18 protein-coding genes are annotated in these 16,696 nt (G+C 64.1%); 10 read left to right on the forward strand and 8 right to left on the reverse strand.

Going from position 1 to position 16,696, the window contains the following annotated elements; all coding sequences use genetic code 11:
* Nucleotides 1–11: 11 nt before the first annotated feature.
* Nucleotides 12–833 carry a UDP-2,3-diacylglucosamine diphosphatase gene (locus CAG11_RS08275; protein ID WP_022642984.1) on the reverse strand — a complete coding sequence of 274 codons (822 nt, stop codon included), beginning with the start codon at nt 831–833 and terminating at the stop codon, nt 12–14.
* Between the two features lie 132 nt (nt 834–965).
* Here CAG11_RS08275 and CAG11_RS08280 point away from each other — a divergent pair, with 132 nt between their 5' ends.
* Together CAG11_RS08280 and CAG11_RS08285 are read left to right on the forward strand one after the other, a co-directional pair.
* The gene (locus CAG11_RS08280) at nt 966–1,781 is read left to right on the forward strand and encodes an AraC family transcriptional regulator (RefSeq protein ID WP_085595945.1); all 816 of its coding nucleotides are present in this window, start codon (nt 966–968) and stop codon (nt 1,779–1,781) included.
* A 46-nt stretch (nt 1,782–1,827) separates the two neighbouring features.
* The gene (locus tag CAG11_RS08285) at nt 1,828–2,721 is read left to right on the forward strand and encodes a DMT family transporter (RefSeq protein ID WP_085595947.1); all 894 of its coding nucleotides are present in this window, start codon (nt 1,828–1,830) and stop codon (nt 2,719–2,721) included.
* On the opposite strand, the gene CAG11_RS08290 is transcribed toward CAG11_RS08285, so the two are convergent.
* The gene (locus tag CAG11_RS08290) at nt 2,715–3,002 is read right to left on the reverse strand and encodes a SelT/SelW/SelH family protein (protein ID WP_022642980.1); all 288 of its coding nucleotides are present in this window, start codon (nt 3,000–3,002) and stop codon (nt 2,715–2,717) included. The two genes, CAG11_RS08285 and CAG11_RS08290, sit on opposite strands and share 7 nt — an antisense overlap.
* Nucleotides 3,003–3,073: 71 nt before the next feature.
* On the opposite strand from CAG11_RS08290, the gene CAG11_RS08295 reads away from it, so the two are divergent.
* Nucleotides 3,074–5,263, forward strand: coding sequence for a patatin-like phospholipase family protein (locus CAG11_RS08295; RefSeq protein WP_085595949.1), 2,190 nt, complete (start codon nt 3,074–3,076; stop codon nt 5,261–5,263).
* A 100-nt stretch (nt 5,264–5,363) separates the two neighbouring features.
* On the opposite strand, the gene CAG11_RS08300 is transcribed toward CAG11_RS08295, so the two are convergent.
* The gene (locus tag CAG11_RS08300) at nt 5,364–5,798 is read right to left on the reverse strand and encodes a MarR family transcriptional regulator (RefSeq protein WP_085595951.1); all 435 of its coding nucleotides are present in this window, start codon (nt 5,796–5,798) and stop codon (nt 5,364–5,366) included.
* A gap of 121 nt (nt 5,799–5,919) precedes the next feature.
* Entirely contained in the window at nt 5,920–8,043 is a 2,124-nt protein-coding gene (recQ, locus tag CAG11_RS08305; RefSeq protein WP_085595953.1) for a DNA helicase RecQ, read from the reverse strand.
* A gap of 332 nt (nt 8,044–8,375) precedes the next feature.
* Here recQ and CAG11_RS08310 point away from each other — a divergent pair, with 332 nt between their 5' ends.
* Nucleotides 8,376–8,963: a YecA family protein gene (locus CAG11_RS08310; RefSeq protein WP_053135167.1), complete on the forward strand. Its 588-nt coding sequence runs from the start codon at nt 8,376–8,378 to the stop codon at nt 8,961–8,963.
* 10 nt (nt 8,964–8,973) lie between these two features.
* Nucleotides 8,974–9,369: a YbaN family protein gene (locus tag CAG11_RS08315; RefSeq protein WP_022642976.1), complete on the forward strand. Its 396-nt coding sequence runs from the start codon at nt 8,974–8,976 to the stop codon at nt 9,367–9,369.
* Nucleotides 9,370–9,384: 15 nt separating this feature from the next.
* Here the strand turns inward: CAG11_RS08315 and CAG11_RS08320 are convergent, their stop codons facing one another.
* Together CAG11_RS08320 and CAG11_RS08325 are read right to left on the reverse strand one after the other, a co-directional pair.
* Complete coding sequence (locus tag CAG11_RS08320) at nt 9,385–9,981, reverse strand: tRNA-uridine aminocarboxypropyltransferase (protein ID WP_085595956.1); 597 nt, start codon at nt 9,979–9,981, stop codon at nt 9,385–9,387.
* Between the two features lie 172 nt (nt 9,982–10,153).
* Nucleotides 10,154–11,047 carry a LysR family transcriptional regulator gene (locus tag CAG11_RS08325; protein WP_031321135.1) on the reverse strand — a complete coding sequence of 298 codons (894 nt, stop codon included), beginning with the start codon at nt 11,045–11,047 and terminating at the stop codon, nt 10,154–10,156.
* A 357-nt stretch (nt 11,048–11,404) separates the two neighbouring features.
* Here CAG11_RS08325 and speB point away from each other — a divergent pair, with 357 nt between their 5' ends.
* The 5 genes from speB (at nt 11,405) to CAG11_RS08350 (ending at nt 15,369) form a co-directional block, all read left to right on the forward strand.
* Nucleotides 11,405–12,355: an agmatinase gene (gene speB / locus CAG11_RS08330; protein WP_022642973.1), complete on the forward strand. Its 951-nt coding sequence runs from the start codon at nt 11,405–11,407 to the stop codon at nt 12,353–12,355.
* A gap of 10 nt (nt 12,356–12,365) precedes the next feature.
* A complete protein-coding gene (locus tag CAG11_RS08335; protein ID WP_085595958.1) occupies nt 12,366–12,734 on the forward strand; it encodes a hypothetical protein in 369 nt (122 codons plus the stop codon).
* A 423-nt stretch (nt 12,735–13,157) separates the two neighbouring features.
* Entirely contained in the window at nt 13,158–14,537 is a 1,380-nt protein-coding gene (locus CAG11_RS08340; protein WP_085595960.1) for a sodium:solute symporter, read from the forward strand.
* Nucleotides 14,538–14,817: 280 nt separating this feature from the next.
* Entirely contained in the window at nt 14,818–15,081 is a 264-nt protein-coding gene (locus CAG11_RS08345; RefSeq protein ID WP_022642971.1) for a hypothetical protein, read from the forward strand.
* Between the two features lie 27 nt (nt 15,082–15,108).
* Nucleotides 15,109–15,369 carry a hypothetical protein gene (locus CAG11_RS08350; protein ID WP_085595962.1) on the forward strand — a complete coding sequence of 87 codons (261 nt, stop codon included), beginning with the start codon at nt 15,109–15,111 and terminating at the stop codon, nt 15,367–15,369.
* Nucleotides 15,370–15,447: 78 nt separating this feature from the next.
* On the opposite strand, the gene CAG11_RS34005 is transcribed toward CAG11_RS08350, so the two are convergent.
* A complete protein-coding gene (locus CAG11_RS34005; RefSeq protein ID WP_022642969.1) occupies nt 15,448–15,576 on the reverse strand; it encodes a PA1414 family protein in 129 nt (42 codons plus the stop codon).
* 134 nt (nt 15,577–15,710) lie between these two features.
* Nucleotides 15,711–16,604, reverse strand: coding sequence for a LysR family transcriptional regulator (locus tag CAG11_RS08355; protein ID WP_085595964.1), 894 nt, complete (start codon nt 16,602–16,604; stop codon nt 15,711–15,713).
* Between the last annotated feature and the right edge of the window lie 92 nt (nt 16,605–16,696).

The following is a 16,696-nucleotide window of genomic DNA, read 5'->3' on the forward strand; positions in this document are numbered from 1 at the left end:
AACCACGGGATTCAGGCAGGTTCGGCCAGCTTCATGCGCTCGGCCTTGAGCTGGGCCTCGCGGGCCTGGGCCTCGGCCAGGCGATAGAGCTCGATGGTGCCATCCCAGTGCTCGATCAGCGCCGTGCAGGATTCCACCCAATCCCCGCAGTTGAGGTATTCCACCTCACCCACCTTGCGGATCTCGGCATGGTGGATATGGCCGCAGACCACACCGTGCAGCTCGCGCTTGACGCATTCATGGGCGATGGCTTCCTCGAAATCACTGATGAAGCTCACGGCGGTCTTGACCTTGTGCTTGAGATAGGCCGACAACGACCAGTAGCCATAGCCGTAGCGTGCCCGCCAGTGGTTGAGCCAGCGGTTGAGGGTCAGGGTGAACTCGTAGGCCGAATCGCCCAGGAACGCCAGCCAGCGGTGATAGCGGGTGATGACATCGAACTGGTCGCCGTGGATCACCAGCAAGTGGCGGCCATCCGCGGTGACGTGCACCGCCTCGTCCACCAACTGGATGTTGCCCAGGATCAGCTTGGAATAGCGCCGCAGGAATTCGTCGTGGTTGCCGGTGACGTAGATCACCTCGGTGCCGCGCTTGCTCATGGTCAGCAAGCGACGGATGACGTTGGTATGGGCTTGGGGCCAGTACATCCCGCCCCGCAGCTTCCAGCCATCGATGATGTCGCCCACCAGGTAGATGCGGTCGGCGTGATAGCTCTTGAGAAACTGCGCCAGGTGCTCGGCCTGGCAATCCCGGGTGCCCAGGTGCACATCCGAGATCCACAGGGTGCGTACCCGCTGCTTGCGGCTGGGTTTGGCGAGTTCGGCATGGGTCATGGACGCTCTCCGGGATTTTTTGCGAGCTTGCTCCCAAGCGGTGAATGGCCCATGACAGATATGCGGCAGAGCGATGACAGCGCGAAAGGCCCGACGGCCGGTGTAGACTGCGGGCCTGCCAAGGAGACCGCGATGGGATCTATCCTCACCCTGCGCCACTATAGCCACGACCTGATCGCCCACAGCCACGAGCATGCGCAACTGGTATTCGGCCTTTCGGGCCAACTCGACTTCGAGGTCGAGGGCCGGGGCAGCCAGGTGCGGCAGCAGAGCTTCGTGGTGGTGCCGGCCGGCGCGCGGCATATCTGCGGCAGCCCCGGCGGCAGCCAGTGCCTGGTGCTGGACATACCCGGCGAACATTGGCTCGGCCAGTCCCTGGGAGAACATGCCGAGGCCAGCCGGCGCTTGCTCGACAGCCCGCGGCGCCAGGTCCTGGCGCCGAACCAGAGCCGCCTGGTCAATTGGCTGGCGGACAGCCCGGTGGACGACCCGGTGATCGCCCAGCAAGGGGCGGTGCTGCTATTGGCCAGCCTCAACCAGCCGGCCGCTGGCCACCCTGGTGAACGACGCCTGCCCTTTGCCGCGCTGAACGCCCATATCGATCGCCACGCCGCCCATCCCTTGCAGGTGGCCGACCTGGCGCGAATCGCCGGTTTGTCCGGCACACGCCTGCACGCGCGCTTCATCGCCGAATGCGGGCGCACGCCCATGGACTACGTGCGCAGCCGGCGCCTGCACATGGCCGTGGAACTGTTGCGTGGCTCGTCGATGCCCATCGGCGAGGTGGCCGACCGCGTAGGCTATGGCTCCCAGAGCGCTTTCTCGGCGGCGATATTGCGCGAATTCGGCCGCTCGCCCCGCCAGTTGCGCCAAGAAGCGCACGCGAGTTGCGCGACAAAAGCCGGCAGCCTCGCGACAGACGACATCGGTGCCGGCCCCGTAGACTGAGCCCATCGTCCCGGCCATCACGGCCCGTCTTGCGTTAAGGAATGACATGACCCCGCGTACCGCCCTTGGCGCCCTGCATATCGGCGCACTGATGTTCGGCCTGACCGGTGTATTCGGCAAACTGGCCGCCGCTTCACCGGCGGTCATCGTGTTCGGCCGCGCGACCTTCGCCGTGCTCGCCCTGGGGTTCTTCGCCCGCCTGGCCAGCAATGCGCCCTGGCAGCGGCTGGCCACCGGCGACTGGTTGCGCTTGCTGCTCAGCGGCCTGTTGCTGGCGGGCCACTGGGTGAGCTTCTTCGTCTCGGTCAAGATCGCCGGCGTGGCCATCGCCACCCTGGGTTTTGCCAGCTTCCCGGCCTTCACGGTGATCCTCGAAGGCTTGATCTTCCGCGAGCGGATCCGCATCAACGAGATCGTGCTGGTAGCCCTGGTGAGCATCGGCCTGGTGCTGGTTACCCCGGACTTCGACCTCGCCAGCCAAGCCACCACCGGCCTGCTCTGGTCCGTGGCCTCGGGCTTGCTGTTCTCCCTGCTGTCGCTGAACAACCGCGCCGGCTCGGGACGGATTCCAGCGGTACAGGCGGCGCTGTGCCAGAACCTGGTGGTAGGCCTTTGCCTGCTGCCGGTGGCGGCGCCGGAACTGCCCGAGGTACGCGCCATGGACTGGTTGTGGATCAGCCTGCTGGGCATCTTCTGCACCGGCCTGGCCCACAGCCTGTTCGTCGCCAGCCTGGCGGTGATCAAGGCACGCACCGCGGCGGTGGTCTTCGCCCTGGAGCCGGTCTACGGGATCACCGTGGCCTGGGTGCTGTTCGGCGAGAACCCGACCCTGCGCATGCTGCTGGGCGGAGCCTTGATCATCACCGCGATCGTGGTCTCCAGCCGCCTGTCCGCGGGTTCAGGCAGCCAGGGCAAAACCGCCCAGGCCGGCTCTCACTGAGACCGGTCGTTGTGGCCCAGGTCACGCTCGGGATCGATGCAGTCGCGGACCCGTTGCTTGAGCACCTTGGCTTCGGGAAAACCGCCATCGGCCTTGCGCTCCCAGATCTGCACGCCATCGCACTGGATGCGGAAAGTACCGCCGGTGGCGGGCTCCAGGGAGACCTTGGCCAGGTCGTCGCTGAAGGTGCTCAACAGCTCCTGGGCCAGCCAGGCCGCTCGCAGCAGCCACTGGCACTGGGTGCAATAGGTGATGATCACTTCGGGTTTACGTTCAGTCATGGTACGGCCGGGTCCTGAGTTCGAGGGCGTCGCTATAATAGCCGGCTTTATCGCCAGCCCCGAGAAGCCTGATGCGCCGCTTGCTGTCTTGCCTGTTGCTCTGCCTGCTCCCCGTGATCGCCCAATGCGCCGAGCCGGCGCATCCGAAAATCGGCCTGGTGCTGTCCGGTGGCGCCGCCCGCGGCCTGGCCCATGTCGGGGTGCTCAAGGCCCTGGAAGAACAAGGCATCCGCATCGACGCCATCGCCGGCACCAGCATGGGTGCGGTGATCGGCGGGCTCTACGCCTCGGGCTACCAGATCGACGAGCTGGAGAAGCTGGCCCTGGAGATCGACTGGAAGCAGGCCCTGTCCGATGCGCCGCCCCGGGAAGACGTGCCCTTTCGGCGCAAGCAGGATGACCGCGATTTCCTGGTCAAGCAGAAGCTCAGTTTCCGCGACGACGGCAGCCTGGGCCTGCCGCTGGGCGTGATCCAGGGCCAGAACCTCGCCCTGTTGCTGGAAAGCAAGCTGGCCCACGCCAGCGACACCCGCGACTTCGACAAGCTGCCGATCCCGTTCCGGGCGGTAGCCACCGATATCGCCAGTGGTGAAAAAGTCGTGTTCCGCAAGGGCCACCTGCCCCAGGTGATTCGCGCCAGCATGTCGATCCCGGCGGTATTCGCCCCGGTGGAACTCGACGGCCGGTTGCTGGTAGACGGCGGCATGACCGACAACATCCCGCTGGATGTGGCCCGGGAAATGGGCGTGGATATCGCCATCGTGGTGGATATCGGCACGCCACTGCGCTCGCGCAAGCAGCTCAACACCGTGGTCGACGTGCTGACCCAGTCCATCACCCTGATGACCCGGCGCAACTCCGAGGAACAGCTGGCCGCGCTGCACAAGGGCGACGTGCTGGTCCAGCCGGCACTTTCGGCATTCGGCGTCACCGATTTCGGCCGCGCCCAGGAGATTATCGACGCTGGCTACCGCGCCACCCGGATCCTCGACGCCCGACTGGCCCACTTGCGCCGGGAAAATCCGCAGCCCGCGCAGCTCACCGCCGCCCGCCAGCCCAGCCAGCGCACGCCGATCATCAGCCAGATCAAGGTGGAAAACGATTCCAAGGTCAGTGACGACGTCATCCGCTACTACATCCGCCAGCACATCGGCGAGCCCCTGGACCTGGGCCGCCTGGAAACCGACATGGGCACCCTCTACGGCCTGGACTTCTTCGAGCAGGTGCAATACCGGGTGATCCACAAGGGCCAGGACAATACCCTGGTGATCAGCGCCCGGGGCAAGCGCAGCGGCACCGATTACCTGCGGCTGGGCCTGAGCCTGTCCGATGACTTGCGCGGCGACAGCGCCTTCAACATCGGCGCCAGCTACCGCATGAACGGCATCAACAGCCTCGGCGCGGAGTGGCTGACGCGACTGCAGATCGGCGACCGCCAGGAGCTGTACAGCGAGTTCTACCAACCGCTGGATGCCGGCTCGCGCTACTTCGTCGCCCCATTCATCTCCGCGCAGTCGCAAAACGTCGAGGCCACCCTGGACAATGACCCCATCGCCGAATACCGCGTCGAGCGCTACGGCTTCGGCCTCAACCTGGGTCGGCAGATCGGCAACAGCGGCGAGGTGCGCTTCGGTGTGGGCGAAGCCTGGGGCAATGCCGATGTGCGCATCGGCGACCAGGACCTGCCGAAGCTGCACTTCAACGAAGGCTACTACCAGCTGCAGTACTCCTTCGATTCCCTGGACAACGTCTACTTCCCCCACTCGGGTGAAGACATTCACCTGACCCTGCGCCAGTTCGAACCGGGCCTGGGTTCGGACAAGCACTACCGCCAATGGGAGTTCAAGCTGGACAAGGCCCTGAGCAGCGGCCCCAACACCTTCATCCTCGGCGGGCGCTATGGGCGGACCCTGGACGCCGCCGACGTGGTGACGTCCAGCTTCCTGCTGGGCGGTGCGCGACAGTTGTCGGGGTTTCGCCAAGACGCCCTGTCGGGACAGAACATCAGCCTGGCCCGGGCGGTGTATTTCCGCCGGCTCACACCACGCTCCTACCTGCCCCTGGATTTCCCGCTGTACCTGGGTGGCTCCCTGGAACGGGGCCGGGCGTGGAACAACGACAACGCCTTCGACAGTGGCTACATCAACGCGGCCAGTATCTTCCTGGGTTTCGATACGCCACTGGGGCCGCTGAATTTCAGCTACGGCTTCAACGACGAAAACCAGAAGGCCCTGTCGCTGAACCTGGGCCAGACCTTCTGACAAGCGTGCGCCAACGGCCCGCTGGCGTAGTGGCGACCAGCAGGATCAGCAGTGAAGGGAGATGATGAAGACCGGAGTCAGGCGACCCCAGTCGCAGGCTTCAGGACTTTTCCAGGTTGGCCAGGATACGTCCGTGGACGCGCATGCACACCCGCATGTCCTCTTCATCGACGCCAATGAACAATTCATGGCGCAAGGCAGTGGCGATGGTCTCGATCTGGTCGATCAGGGGGCGCGCCGAAGGGCAGAGGACGATCTTCTTCGCCCGGCGATCTTCCATCACCGATTGCCGCTGGACAAGGCCCTGGGTTTCCAGGCTATCGAGCAAACGGGCCAGGGTCGGCCCCTCCACGCCGACGCTTTGCGCCAACTCGCGCTGGGTCGGCGCTTCTTCGAAACGGGCCAGGTGCAGCAGCACCAGCCAGCGGGCTTGCGAGAGGCCCAGGCCAGCCAGGCGGCGGTCCAGTTCAGCACGCCAGCCGCGGGACATATGCGCCAGCTGCATGCCAAAACGGTGTTCATCGGTCAACGGCATAAAACACTCATGATCAGGCTGAAAATAAAGAAAAACTAATTATTAGTCAGCTAAGCATGCCCCTTGCCAGTAGGCAAGTTCTGTAAGGCACTGAATCGTTACAACATTGACGCACCCAAGTTTAAATCTCGAACTCCGATTGCAGCGCCGCACGCACGCAGTACAACACGCCCTCGGGCACCCGGCCGGCGAACAACTCGATCACCTCGGCCACGGGCGGCAACTCGCCTTCGCCATCGAGGAACGCGTCCTGGATTTCCCCCAACAAGTCCTCGGGCAAATCCAGCGCCTGCTCCAGGGATAATTGCTGCTTGCCGATCGCTTCGGCGAGCAGGGTGTAGACGTTCTTTTCGGTGCATTGCAACTGACCGGCGATCTGCACCGGAGTCATGCCGGCACGGGCCAGGGTGATCAGTTCATGACGAATATCGGCAACCACCTTCGGCGCCTCGGCAGTTCCGCCCAGCACCTCGAGGAACGCCGCGCCATAGCGCTCCAGCTTGCGGGCACCGACACCGCTGACCCGAGCCATCTCGGCCATGGACCCAGGCTGGCTGCGGAGCATTTCCAGCAAGGTCGAATCAGGGAAGATGACATAGGGCGGTACGCCGTGCTCTTCCGCCAGCTTGCGGCGCAACGCCCGCAGCGCTTCCCACTGCTCGCGCTCTTCGCCCCGGACCAGTTGGCTGGCCTGGCTGGTGCTCTTGGCCGCGGTTTGCGGCTTGAGATCGCGGCGCAGCTCCAGGGAGACTTCGCCCTTGAGCAGCGGCCGGCAACTGTCACTCAAGCGCAAGCCGCCGTAGCCTTCCAGGTCGATGTCGGCCAAGCCGCGAGCCACCAGTTGGCGGAACAGCGAGCGCCACTCGCCTTCGCTACGGGCCTTGCCGACACCGAACACCGACAAGTGCTGGTGACCGAAGCTGCGGACCTTTTCCGTGTCCTTGCCCAACAGCACGTCCACCAGGTGCCCGACGCCATAGCGCTGGCCGGTGCGGTAGATCGCCGACAGCGCCTGGCGCGCCGGCTCGGTGGCATCCCAGGTCTGCACTCCATCGACACAGTTGTCGCAATGACCGCAGGGCTGCGGCATGTCTTCATCGAAATAGGCCAGCAGCGCCTGGCGCCGGCAACGGGTTTCCTCGCACAGCGCCAGCATCGCGTCGAGCTTGTGCTGCTCGAGGCGCTTGTGGCGCTCGTCGCCCTCGGAGTTCTGCAGCATCTGCTTGAGCATCAGCACGTCCTGCAGCCCATAGGCCATCCAGGCATCGGCCGGCAGGCCGTCACGACCGGCGCGCCCGGTTTCCTGGTAGTAGGCCTCCAGGGACTTGGGCAGGTCCAGGTGGGCGACGAAACGTACGTTGGGTTTGTCGATGCCCATGCCGAAGGCGATGGTCGCCACCATGATCAGCCCCTCCTCGTTGAGGAAGCGCTTCTGGTTATAGGCGCGCAACTCGGCCGGCAACCCCGCGTGGTAGGGCAAGGCAGTGAAGCCCTGCTCGCAGAGGAACGCCGCCACCTCGTCGACTTTCTTGCGCGACAGGCAGTAGACGATCCCGGCATCGCTGCGCCGCTCGTTGAGAAACGCCTGCAACTGCTTGCGCGGCTGCTCCTTGGGCACGATCCGATAAAAGATGTTCGGCCGGTCGAAACTGGACAGGAAGCGCTCGGCGTTCTCCAGGTGCAGGCGATTGACGATCTCTTCGCGGGTTCGCTTGTCGGCGGTGGCCGTCAGGGCGATTCGCGGCACCTCGGGGAACATTTCCGCCAGTTGCCCCAGTTGCAGGTACTCGGGACGGAAGTCATGCCCCCATTGGGATACGCAGTGGGCTTCGTCGATGGCGAACAGGGCAATATCCAGGCTCTGCAAGAACGCCAGCATCCGCGGCTGGACCAACCGCTCGGGAGCGAGGTAGAGCATCTTCACTTCGCCACGCCGGATACGCACCGCCAGGTCACGCTGCTGCTCGGGGCTCAGGGTAGAGTTCAGCGCCGCGGCTGCGACCCCCAGCTCCTCCAGGGTGGCGACCTGGTCCTCCATCAGCGCGATCAATGGCGAAACCACCACCGCCAGGCCAGGGCGCAACAATGCGGGGACCTGGAAGCACAGGGACTTGCCGCCACCGGTGGGCATCAGCACCAGCGCGTCGCCACCGCTAGCCACGCGCTCGATGATCGCCCCCTGGCGACCACGGAAACTGTCGTAGCCAAAGATGTCCTTGAGGACGCGCTGAGCCTGTTCGAGCATGAAAAACTCCAAAAATTACGGAAATCACCAGGGGGACGCCGTTGCCCGGCCGCCTGTGCGATGGGGCTTGGCAAGGCGTCGCCGCCAGGTTGCAACGCCCACTTGCACCGGTGCTTGGAACCGCGGCACCTGCCTGGGCGGGCGGACCCGGCCTGGCCATCGGCCTGGCGGGTCACACGAAACGCGCGAGTATACCCGAGCCCTCCCCCGCAAAGGGCGCCGACAATGGACCGCTGGTAACCTTTGGAACCGCTCGCAGCTGCATCGTGGCTGGCCTGGGCGCTCAAGAAAGCCTAGAATTCAGCATCGTTTATTCCCCAAGGTAGCCGTCAATGTCCTTCGCTGAGCAACTAACCCGCCTGCAAGTCTTCCTCGATGCAGATGATCTGCACGACGAGGCGCTGGACTACGTGGCCGCTCACGGCTACCTGACCGCGCTGTCGATCTGCTCGGAAAGCGTCCCCGAGCGTGAATGGATCGACACCCTCTTCGCCGAGGAGCCGCACTACCGCGATGCCGCCGAGCGCGAAGCCATCGAATCGACCCTGCTGGCCCTGAAGGCGCACATCGCGCGCCAACTGGCCTCGGATGAAGAATTCGAACTGCCTTGCGATCTCGACCTGGGCGACGACCCGGACGACTCCGACCTGCGCGGCTGGTGCATCGGCTTCATGGAAGGCGTATTCCTGCGTGAAGCGGCCTGGTTCGAAACCGCCGAGGAAGAAGTCAGCGAGATGCTCCTGCCGATCATGGTGGGTTCCGGCCTGTTCGACGAACAGCCCGAGTTCTCCGACATCGCCAGCGATGCCAACCTGATGGACGACATGATCGTGCAGATTCCTGAAGCACTGACCGCGTTGTACTTGCTGTGCAACGCACCCGACGAAAAACCGGCGCTGCTCAAGCCTCGCCACCACTGAGCCCGAGCCTATGGCCAAGCCCATAGGCCAGCGTCCCCTGCTGTTGCGTTACGTTCTGCTGGCCATCGGCTGGTCGAGCGTAGCGCTAGGGGTACTCGGCATCTTCCTCCCGGTACTGCCCACCACACCTTTCCTGCTGCTGGCGGCCGCCTGCTTCGCTCGCAGTTCTCCGCGCTTCTACCGATGGCTGGTAGACCACCCGCGCCTGGGTCCATGGATCCGCGACTATCTGGAAGGCAACGGCATTCCGCTCAAGGGCAAGATCTATGCGATCGGCCTGATGTGGCTGAGCATCGGCTTGTCCTGCTACCTGGTGCCATTGCCCTGGGCCCGCGGTTTCATGCTCACCAGCGCGGTGCTGGTGAGCATCTACATCCTGCGCCAGAAGACCCTGCGCCGGCCCTGAAAAACCCGAGCGGGATCAGGGCTTGGCGTGGTTGCGCTGGTAGGTTTCGGCGCCCATGGCGGCGATCTGGCCTTCGATCAAGGCGTCGAAGGGACGCAGCAGCGGCTCGAACGAAGCCGGTGCCTCTAGGGCCTGCAATGCCTCGACTATGGCCTCCAGGGTCGACAGGGCACCGGGACCGGGGGCCTTGCGCAGGCGATAGCGCGAGGCCGGCGTAGCCTCCAGGGTGACCCGGGGCAATTGCGCCAACAGCGGGTTGAGATGCAACAGCTTGCGCGCCTTGCGCCAGGTACCATCGGGGACCACCAGCAACATCGGCTCCTGGCTTGGCGAGTAGGCCCGCAGCGGTTGGGCAGCGTCCGCCGGAAACAGCAGGTGCGGCTGGTATCCGGGACGCCCGAGCAGCTCCGGCAGGTCCTCGAACACTTCCCCGACCCTCAGCTCGGCATTGCTCAGCCCCAGTGCCGCCAGCCGCGCGGTATTCAGGGCGTGATTGACCTCGCTCGGATGCTGCAACACCAATACCCGGGTGCGACTGGATAACCGTGGAATCAGCGGACACAGGCAATGGCCAGCTGGACGCAGGCATCGCTCGCAACGTGCTCGAGACATGAAAACTCCTTGCAGGCTGTTGAAAAATGTAGGCGAGGCAGCCAGCGCAGGGCGAAAACAAGCGAAAAAGCGCAGTTTACGCGTGGTAAATGAGCATTTTGACCAGGCTGGCGCACCAGCCTGTTTTCAACGCAGCGATGGCAACGCAGGTAGTTTTTTAACGACCTGCTAGCTAGACCTGGTTCAACTGGGCCTTGAGCAGGTCCCGGAAAGTCTGGATCAATGGCTCCCGGCCACGGCCACGGCGCATGATCATGGAAAACGGCGCCTGGTAACCGAAGGTCGCAGGCAGCAACACCCGCAGATCGCCCCTGTCGGCCCAGGCTTGGGCATAGTGCTCCGGCAGGTAGCCGATATAGGCCCCGGAGAGCACCAGGATCAACTGCGCCTCCATGCTCTCCACCGTCGCCGCGCTGTGCTTGAAGCCATGCCGGGCCAACTCGGCCTGGCTCCAGTAACCACGCCCCACCATGCGCTGCTGGGTGATCACCTGCTCGGGGATCCGCCGCTCGCTGTACAGCGGATGGCGGTTGCTGCAATACAGCCAGTGCTGCTCGCGGTACAGCGGCATGTACACCAGGCCGCTCATGCGCGTGGAAAAAGCCCCGATGGCCAGGTCCAGGCGATTGTCCTGCACCCCCAATTGCAGCTCGTGGGGGCTCATCACCGACAAGTGCAGGTGTACCGCCGGGTGTTCCTGGCTATAGGCGCCAATCGCTTCGGCGAACGGCAGGGCCTTGTCGCTCACGGTGGAGTCGATCACCCCCAGGTTCAGGGTGCCGCGCAACTCGCCCTTGAGCGCGGCGGCATACTGTTCGAAGCCCTCCAGCTCACCCAGCAGGCGCAGGGTTTCCTGGTGGAACAACTCGCCCTTGCTGGTCAGGCTGAACCCGCCCCGTCCCCGGTGGCACAACACCAACCCCAGGGACGCTTCCAGCTGGCTCATGTAGGTGCTGATGGCCGACGTCGACAGATTGAGCTCATGCTGGGCATTGGCGAACCCCTGATGCCTCACCACGCTGACGAAGATGCGCAATAGTTTCAGATCAGGTAAAGCGTTGGCCATGACAGGCTCCGCTAGCAGGTGAAAAAGACACCTTCCCTGTGGCGCACAGGCTCGCGACGCTGGGCGGTCGAGCAACTGCGATGACGTCCATGTGCACTTCAAATCAGCCCCGGCAACCCGGATGACGGCGACTGCATTACCAGCCGGGAGCGAGCGCCTGCGCCATGCAGGGCCTTGGAAAACGCGCCAGAGTCTAGCCTGCCCGCTGCAATTAGTTTAGAAAAATCTGAACTAAGTATTTGCTCGTAGCGATTCTTTCCCCGCACTACATTTCGCAGAATCGGCCTCACTCGGTCGAATGGGCAGGACCTGCTGCGCCCTCGACCCCATAAATAGAACAACGATGAGGCCTATCCCGTGGACAAGACTCTCCACCAACCACTGGGCGGCAACGAAATGCCGCGTTTCGGCGGCATCGCCACCATGATGCGTCTTCCCCATGTCACCACCCCTGCCGGCCTGGATGCCGCATTCGTCGGTGTCCCCCTGGACATCGGCACCTCGCTGCGCTCCGGCACCCGCTTCGGCCCGCGGGAGATCCGCGCCGAATCGGTGATGATCCGTCCCTACAACATGGCCACCGGCGCCGCGCCGTTCGACTCGCTGAACGTGGCCGATATCGGCGACGTGGCGATCAACACCTTCAACTTGCTGGACGCCGTGCGCATCATCGAGGAAGCCTACGACGCCATCCTCGAACACAACGTCATTCCCATGACCCTGGGCGGCGACCACACCATCACCCTGCCGATCCTGCGGGCCATCCACAAGAAACACGGCAAGGTCGGCCTGGTGCACATCGACGCCCACGCGGACGTCAACGACCACATGTTCGGCGAGAAGATCGCCCATGGCACGACCTTCCGCCGCGCCGTGGAAGAAGGCCTGCTGGATTGCGACCGCGTGGTGCAGATCGGCCTGCGGGCCCAGGGCTACACCGCCGAGGACTTCAACTGGAGCCGCAAGCAGGGCTTCCGTGTGGTGCAGGCCGAAGAGTGCTGGCACAAGTCCCTGGCCCCGCTGATGGCCGAAGTCCGCGAGAAGGTCGGCAACGGTCCGGTGTACCTGAGCTTCGACATCGACGGCATCGACCCGGCCTGGGCACCAGGCACCGGCACCCCCGAAATCGGCGGCCTGACCACCATCCAGGCCATGGAAATCGTCCGTGGCTGCCAGGGCCTGGACCTGGTGGGCTGCGACCTGGTGGAGGTCTCGCCGCCCTACGACACCACCGGCAACACCTCGCTGCTGGGGGCCAACCTGCTCTACGAAATGCTCTGCGTGTTGCCCGGCGTGACTCATCGCTGAGAACCAAGGCATGAGCCACTGGCATTACGTGCTCGACGCCGCAGCCGGATGGCTCGCGGCGCCAACGGCCGATGCCGGCTTGCGTCACCACCGTCCCCAACCGTCGCTGTCCCGTGATGCCGAACCGGCATCGCAGTGTCGGCGGCGGACCAGGGATGATTTCGCGGTACGGACACGTAGCGCGAACAACGTTGGCGCCGGCCTGCAAGCCGATGCCGGCGGGTTAATTCATGACGTGGCTACGATGTCGCGCATGCAAGGGGAGCAACACTTTAGCCAGGAGCGCGCCACCTTCGGGTTGCGCCAACAACAAGAAGGCCTATGGCTGGCCTGCCACGAATTTTTGTCCGCGATGCCGGAAGGGCTGCCACCCCCTTAGCCAATGTGATCGGAGCAGATCATGAATAACAAAAACAAAGAAACACGCCTTAGCGGTACTGAATTCAACAGGGTCGAACAGATCCCCGGTGGCGCACACAACGCGGGAGCCCGCGACCGCCTGCGCCCTATCTCCGCCGACATCCGACTTACTGTGCCCGAACGCCTCAGTGGCTCGCTGCGCGGCCTGTCGCCCTCCCTCACCCCCTCTTCGCTAGGTAGCTGCGGCAACGCTCTGTCGGGCCCCTGCCCGAAACCTGCCCAGACCTCCCGCCCCGAGGATTCGTGCGACCACCAGCATGCCCCTCGTTGCCGGCGTAGCTCCCTGCACCAAGTCGCCTGACCTGCGCGCGGTGGCGCGCCAGCCACCGCGGCACATGACCTGTTTGTTTCACATAAAAAAGATAATCGGAGACACGCCATCATGGCTCTAGATCTATTCGTCGTACTCATCTACGCCGCCGGCATGCTGGTGCTCGGCTACTACGGCATGCGCAAGGCCAAGACCCACGAAGACTACCTGGTGGCCGGACGCAACCTGGGACCGACCCTGTACATGGGCACCATGGCCGCCACCGTGCTGGGCGGCGCGTCCACCGTCGGCACCGTGCGCCTGGGCTACGTCCATGGCATCTCCGGCTTCTGGCTGTGCGCCGCCCTCGGCGCCGGGATCATCGCCCTGAACCTGCTGCTGGCCAAGCCGCTGCTCAAGCTGCGGATCTTCACCGTGACCCAGGTCCTGGAAAAGCGCTACAACCCCATGGCCCGCCAGGCTAGCGCGGTGATCATGCTGGCCTACGCGCTGATGATCGGCGTGACCTCGATCCTCGCCATCGGCACCGTGCTGCAAGTGCTGTTCAACCTGCCGTTCTGGCTCTCGGTGCTGCTGGGCGGCGGCGTTGTGGTGATCTACTCGGCGATCGGCGGCATGTGGTCGCTGACCCTGACCGACATCGTCCAGTTCGTGATCAAGACCGTCGGCCTGATGTTCCTGCTGCTGCCCATCTGCCTCTACCGCGTCGGTGGCTGGGATGAGCTGGTGGCCAAGCTGCCGGCGGCGAGCTTCAGCTTCACCACCATCGGCTGGGACACCATCATCACCTACTTCATGATCTACTTCTTCGGCATCCTGATCGGCCAGGACATCTGGCAGCGGGTATTCACCGCCAAGACCGAGAAAGTCGCCCAGTACGCCGGCACCCTGGCGGGCTTCTACTGCGTGCTCTACGGCCTGGCCTGCGCCCTGATCGGCATGGCCGCCCACGTGCTGCTGCCGGATCTGGATAACGCGAACAACGCCTTCGCCGCCATCGTCAAGGCTTCGTTGCCGGACGGCATCCGTGGCCTGGTGATCGCTGCCGCCCTGGCCGCCATGATGTCCACCGCCAGCGCCGGCCTGCTGGCCGCTGCCACCACCCTGACCGAGGACCTGCTGCCACGGCTGCGTGGTGGCAAGCAATCGAGCCTGGGGATCAACCGCCTGTTCACCCTGCTCACCGGCATCGTGGTGCTGGGTATCGCGCTGGTGGTCAACGACGTGATCAGTGCCCTGACCCTGGCCTACAACCTGCTGGTAGGCGGCATGCTGATCCCGCTGATCGGGGCGATCTTCTGGAAGCGCGCCACCACCGCCGGAGCCATCGCCAGCATGAGCCTGGGGTTCATCACCGCCCTGGTGTTCATGTTCAAGGACGGCCTGGATGCCAACACTCCGATCTACTACAGCCTGATGGCGGGCCTGGTGAGCTTCGTGGTGGTCAGCCTGGCTTCGCGACGCACGGCCCCGCTGGCCAGCGCGATCTGAGCTGAAGAGCGGTAGCTGAAGTTTTTCTTCGACGGGTGCGGCGTCGGTGGCCGCACCCGTTTTTTTTACACCCAGGCAACGCAGCACAAGGCTCGTGGCATTTCCCAGGGGACGAATGGTCACCCCTGCGGCAAAATTCCTGTGCTGTACTCTGACTCAGCGACGATCGTTCCTGCAGGAGAACGGTACAAGGATCGCTGGCAGCAACTGTGCGCGCTATCGCATCACCCTTGGACGGGGTCATAACAATAAAAACCTCTCCCCCTGCCCCGAGGTGTTTATGGACCGTTTCGACATCCAGCAAAGCATCCGCCAGGCCATCGAAGCCCAAATGGCGCAGAAATGGCGGACCCCTCCCAGCCAGGCGCAAACCAGCGACACCTACTCCCTGGACCTCAAGGCCCTGTTGCACAGCCTGGAAAACGAGTTCGACATCCGACTCGACGCCGAACACGACCTGTACTGGATCCACTCCATCAGCGAGCTGAGCCTGTTCATCCTGGAAAAGACCCGGCGCCGGGACCTTCGCCCCATGCATCCGTGACCCGCGATCATCGCCCAAGGCGGTCCGATGAACCGCAGCGAAGCCCGTCGGGCCGTGCATGCACTCATTCGCTGCTGGCTGGGCGAACGCACCTGCCTGGACGATGGCAGCGAGCTCAGGGACCTAGGGCTGGAGCGGGATGATCTGGAAGAGTTGCTGTGGCGCCTGGAGGATCGCTTCGGCCTGTGCGTTCCCACCGGCGAGGAACAGCGCGCGCTCCAGGAACTGCGCTGCGTTCAGGAACTGATCGAGTGGTTACTGGAGATGTCTCGGCGACAAGAGGATTGATTCGCAGGGCCGGCTTGCGGCCCGGCGTCAGGGAGCTGCGGGCGAGAGCCGGGGCCTGTCCCCGCTCTCGCAGCGAGATCAGCGACGACGTTGCCGACGGCGCCGCAGTTCTTCCTCGGTAGGAATCGGCACCGGTTGCAGCGGTGGCTCGATCAGGCCCAGTGCAACGCCAAGGTCGTGCAGCCAGCTTTGCAGTTTGTCTTTCATAGTGCCCCCTCAAGGGTCATGCCAAGCGGCTGTCATACGCCGCCTCAAGCAGATAATAGTCCTAAGTTTTCCCGCGCGCTGCCCTGTAATGGCAATGAACTGTTACTGGATTATGGCCAATCGCCCAGGACCGCTCATGCCAAGGCACGCACCGACTGCTCTATCGGACCAGCGGAGCCTTGTTGCAGTTCGATCCAGGCATTGAGGTTGGCCCCCACCATGCCCTTGCGCCACATCAGCCAGGTGGTGGAGTGGGCGAACGGCTCGGCCAGGGGATGCACCGCCACGCTTTCGCGCCCGGGCAGGCTATCGAGCATCGACCGAGTCATCAGGGCAATCCCGGAACCGGCGATCACGCAGGCCAGCATGCTCTGATAGGACTCGATCTCCATGGCCCGGCCCATTGCCGCATGGTAATGGGCGAACCACGACTCCAGGCGCATGCGATAGGAACAGCCCTGGCGAAAGGTGAATACCGCCCGCCCCTCGACATCCAGGGCCGTGTGCACCGGCGGATGATCGACCTCGCTGATCAACACCAGGTTCTCCCTGCACAAAGGCACGCCGTCCAGCCCCGCCAGTTCCATCGGCCCGTCCACCAGCGCGGCATCCAGGCGTCCGGCGAGCAGCCCTTCGAGCAGCCCGCCCGTGGGGCCGGATTGCACATGCAGGTTCACCGCCGGATAGGTACGGTGGTACCGCGCCAGGAGCCCCGGCAGGTGAATGGCCGCCGTGCTGTACATGGTACCCAGGACAAAATCGCCGGCCGGCTGCCCCCCCAGCACCGCCGCCTGGGCCTCGTCGTGCAGGGCGAACAGGCGCGCGGCATAGTCCAGCAACACCTTGCCCGCCGGCGACAGTTGCAGGCGCTGGCGCTCGCGCAGAAACAGCTCGACGCCCAGTTGATCCTCCAACTGCTTGAGCCGGGTGGACAGGTTCGACGGCACCCGGTGCAAGCGCTCGGCGGCCCGGGTGATAGAGCCTTCTTCGGCTACGGCCTGGAAGATACGCAGTTGGCTGAACTCCATGACCTTCTCCAAAACTGAACAAGTTGCTCAATATTATTCATTTTTAACGAAAGTCAATCGACTCTAGCCTGACGGTCATCCTCCCTGTCACT

The sequence above is a fragment of the Pseudomonas sp. B6(2017) genome (assembly GCF_002112765.1).
Taxonomy (GTDB): Bacteria; Pseudomonadota; Gammaproteobacteria; order Pseudomonadales; family Pseudomonadaceae; genus Aquipseudomonas; species Aquipseudomonas piscis.

What these genes read in the sequence shown, in the direction of transcription:
- CAG11_RS08300 (WP_085595951.1), bottom strand. Translation starts at nt 5,798, where the DNA reads ATGCCGTTGACCGATGAACACCGTTTTGGCATGCAGCTGGCGCATATG.
- CAG11_RS08340 (WP_085595960.1), top strand. Translation starts at nt 13,158, where the DNA reads ATGGCTCTAGATCTATTCGTCGTACTCATCTACGCCGCCGGCATGCTG.
- CAG11_RS08315 (WP_022642976.1), top strand. Translation starts at nt 8,974, where the DNA reads ATGGCCAAGCCCATAGGCCAGCGTCCCCTGCTGTTGCGTTACGTTCTG.
- CAG11_RS08325 (WP_031321135.1), bottom strand. Translation starts at nt 11,047, where the DNA reads ATGGCCAACGCTTTACCTGATCTGAAACTATTGCGCATCTTCGTCAGC.
- CAG11_RS08335 (WP_085595958.1), top strand. Translation starts at nt 12,366, where the DNA reads ATGAGCCACTGGCATTACGTGCTCGACGCCGCAGCCGGATGGCTCGCG.
- CAG11_RS08345 (WP_022642971.1), top strand. Translation starts at nt 14,818, where the DNA reads ATGGACCGTTTCGACATCCAGCAAAGCATCCGCCAGGCCATCGAAGCC.
- CAG11_RS34005 (WP_022642969.1), bottom strand. Translation starts at nt 15,576, where the DNA reads ATGAAAGACAAACTGCAAAGCTGGCTGCACGACCTTGGCGTTGCACTG.
- CAG11_RS08295 (WP_085595949.1), top strand. Translation starts at nt 3,074, where the DNA reads ATGCGCCGCTTGCTGTCTTGCCTGTTGCTCTGCCTGCTCCCCGTGATC.
- CAG11_RS08290 (WP_022642980.1), bottom strand. Translation starts at nt 3,002, where the DNA reads ATGACTGAACGTAAACCCGAAGTGATCATCACCTATTGCACCCAGTGC.
- CAG11_RS08350 (WP_085595962.1), top strand. Translation starts at nt 15,109, where the DNA reads ATGAACCGCAGCGAAGCCCGTCGGGCCGTGCATGCACTCATTCGCTGC.
- CAG11_RS08310 (WP_053135167.1), top strand. Translation starts at nt 8,376, where the DNA reads ATGTCCTTCGCTGAGCAACTAACCCGCCTGCAAGTCTTCCTCGATGCA.
- CAG11_RS08355 (WP_085595964.1), bottom strand. Translation starts at nt 16,604, where the DNA reads ATGGAGTTCAGCCAACTGCGTATCTTCCAGGCCGTAGCCGAAGAAGGC.
- recQ (WP_085595953.1), bottom strand. Translation starts at nt 8,043, where the DNA reads ATGCTCGAACAGGCTCAGCGCGTCCTCAAGGACATCTTTGGCTACGAC.
- CAG11_RS08285 (WP_085595947.1), top strand. Translation starts at nt 1,828, where the DNA reads ATGACCCCGCGTACCGCCCTTGGCGCCCTGCATATCGGCGCACTGATG.
- CAG11_RS08320 (WP_085595956.1), bottom strand. Translation starts at nt 9,981, where the DNA reads ATGTCTCGAGCACGTTGCGAGCGATGCCTGCGTCCAGCTGGCCATTGC.
- CAG11_RS08275 (WP_022642984.1), bottom strand. Translation starts at nt 833, where the DNA reads ATGACCCATGCCGAACTCGCCAAACCCAGCCGCAAGCAGCGGGTACGC.
- CAG11_RS08280 (WP_085595945.1), top strand. Translation starts at nt 966, where the DNA reads ATGGGATCTATCCTCACCCTGCGCCACTATAGCCACGACCTGATCGCC.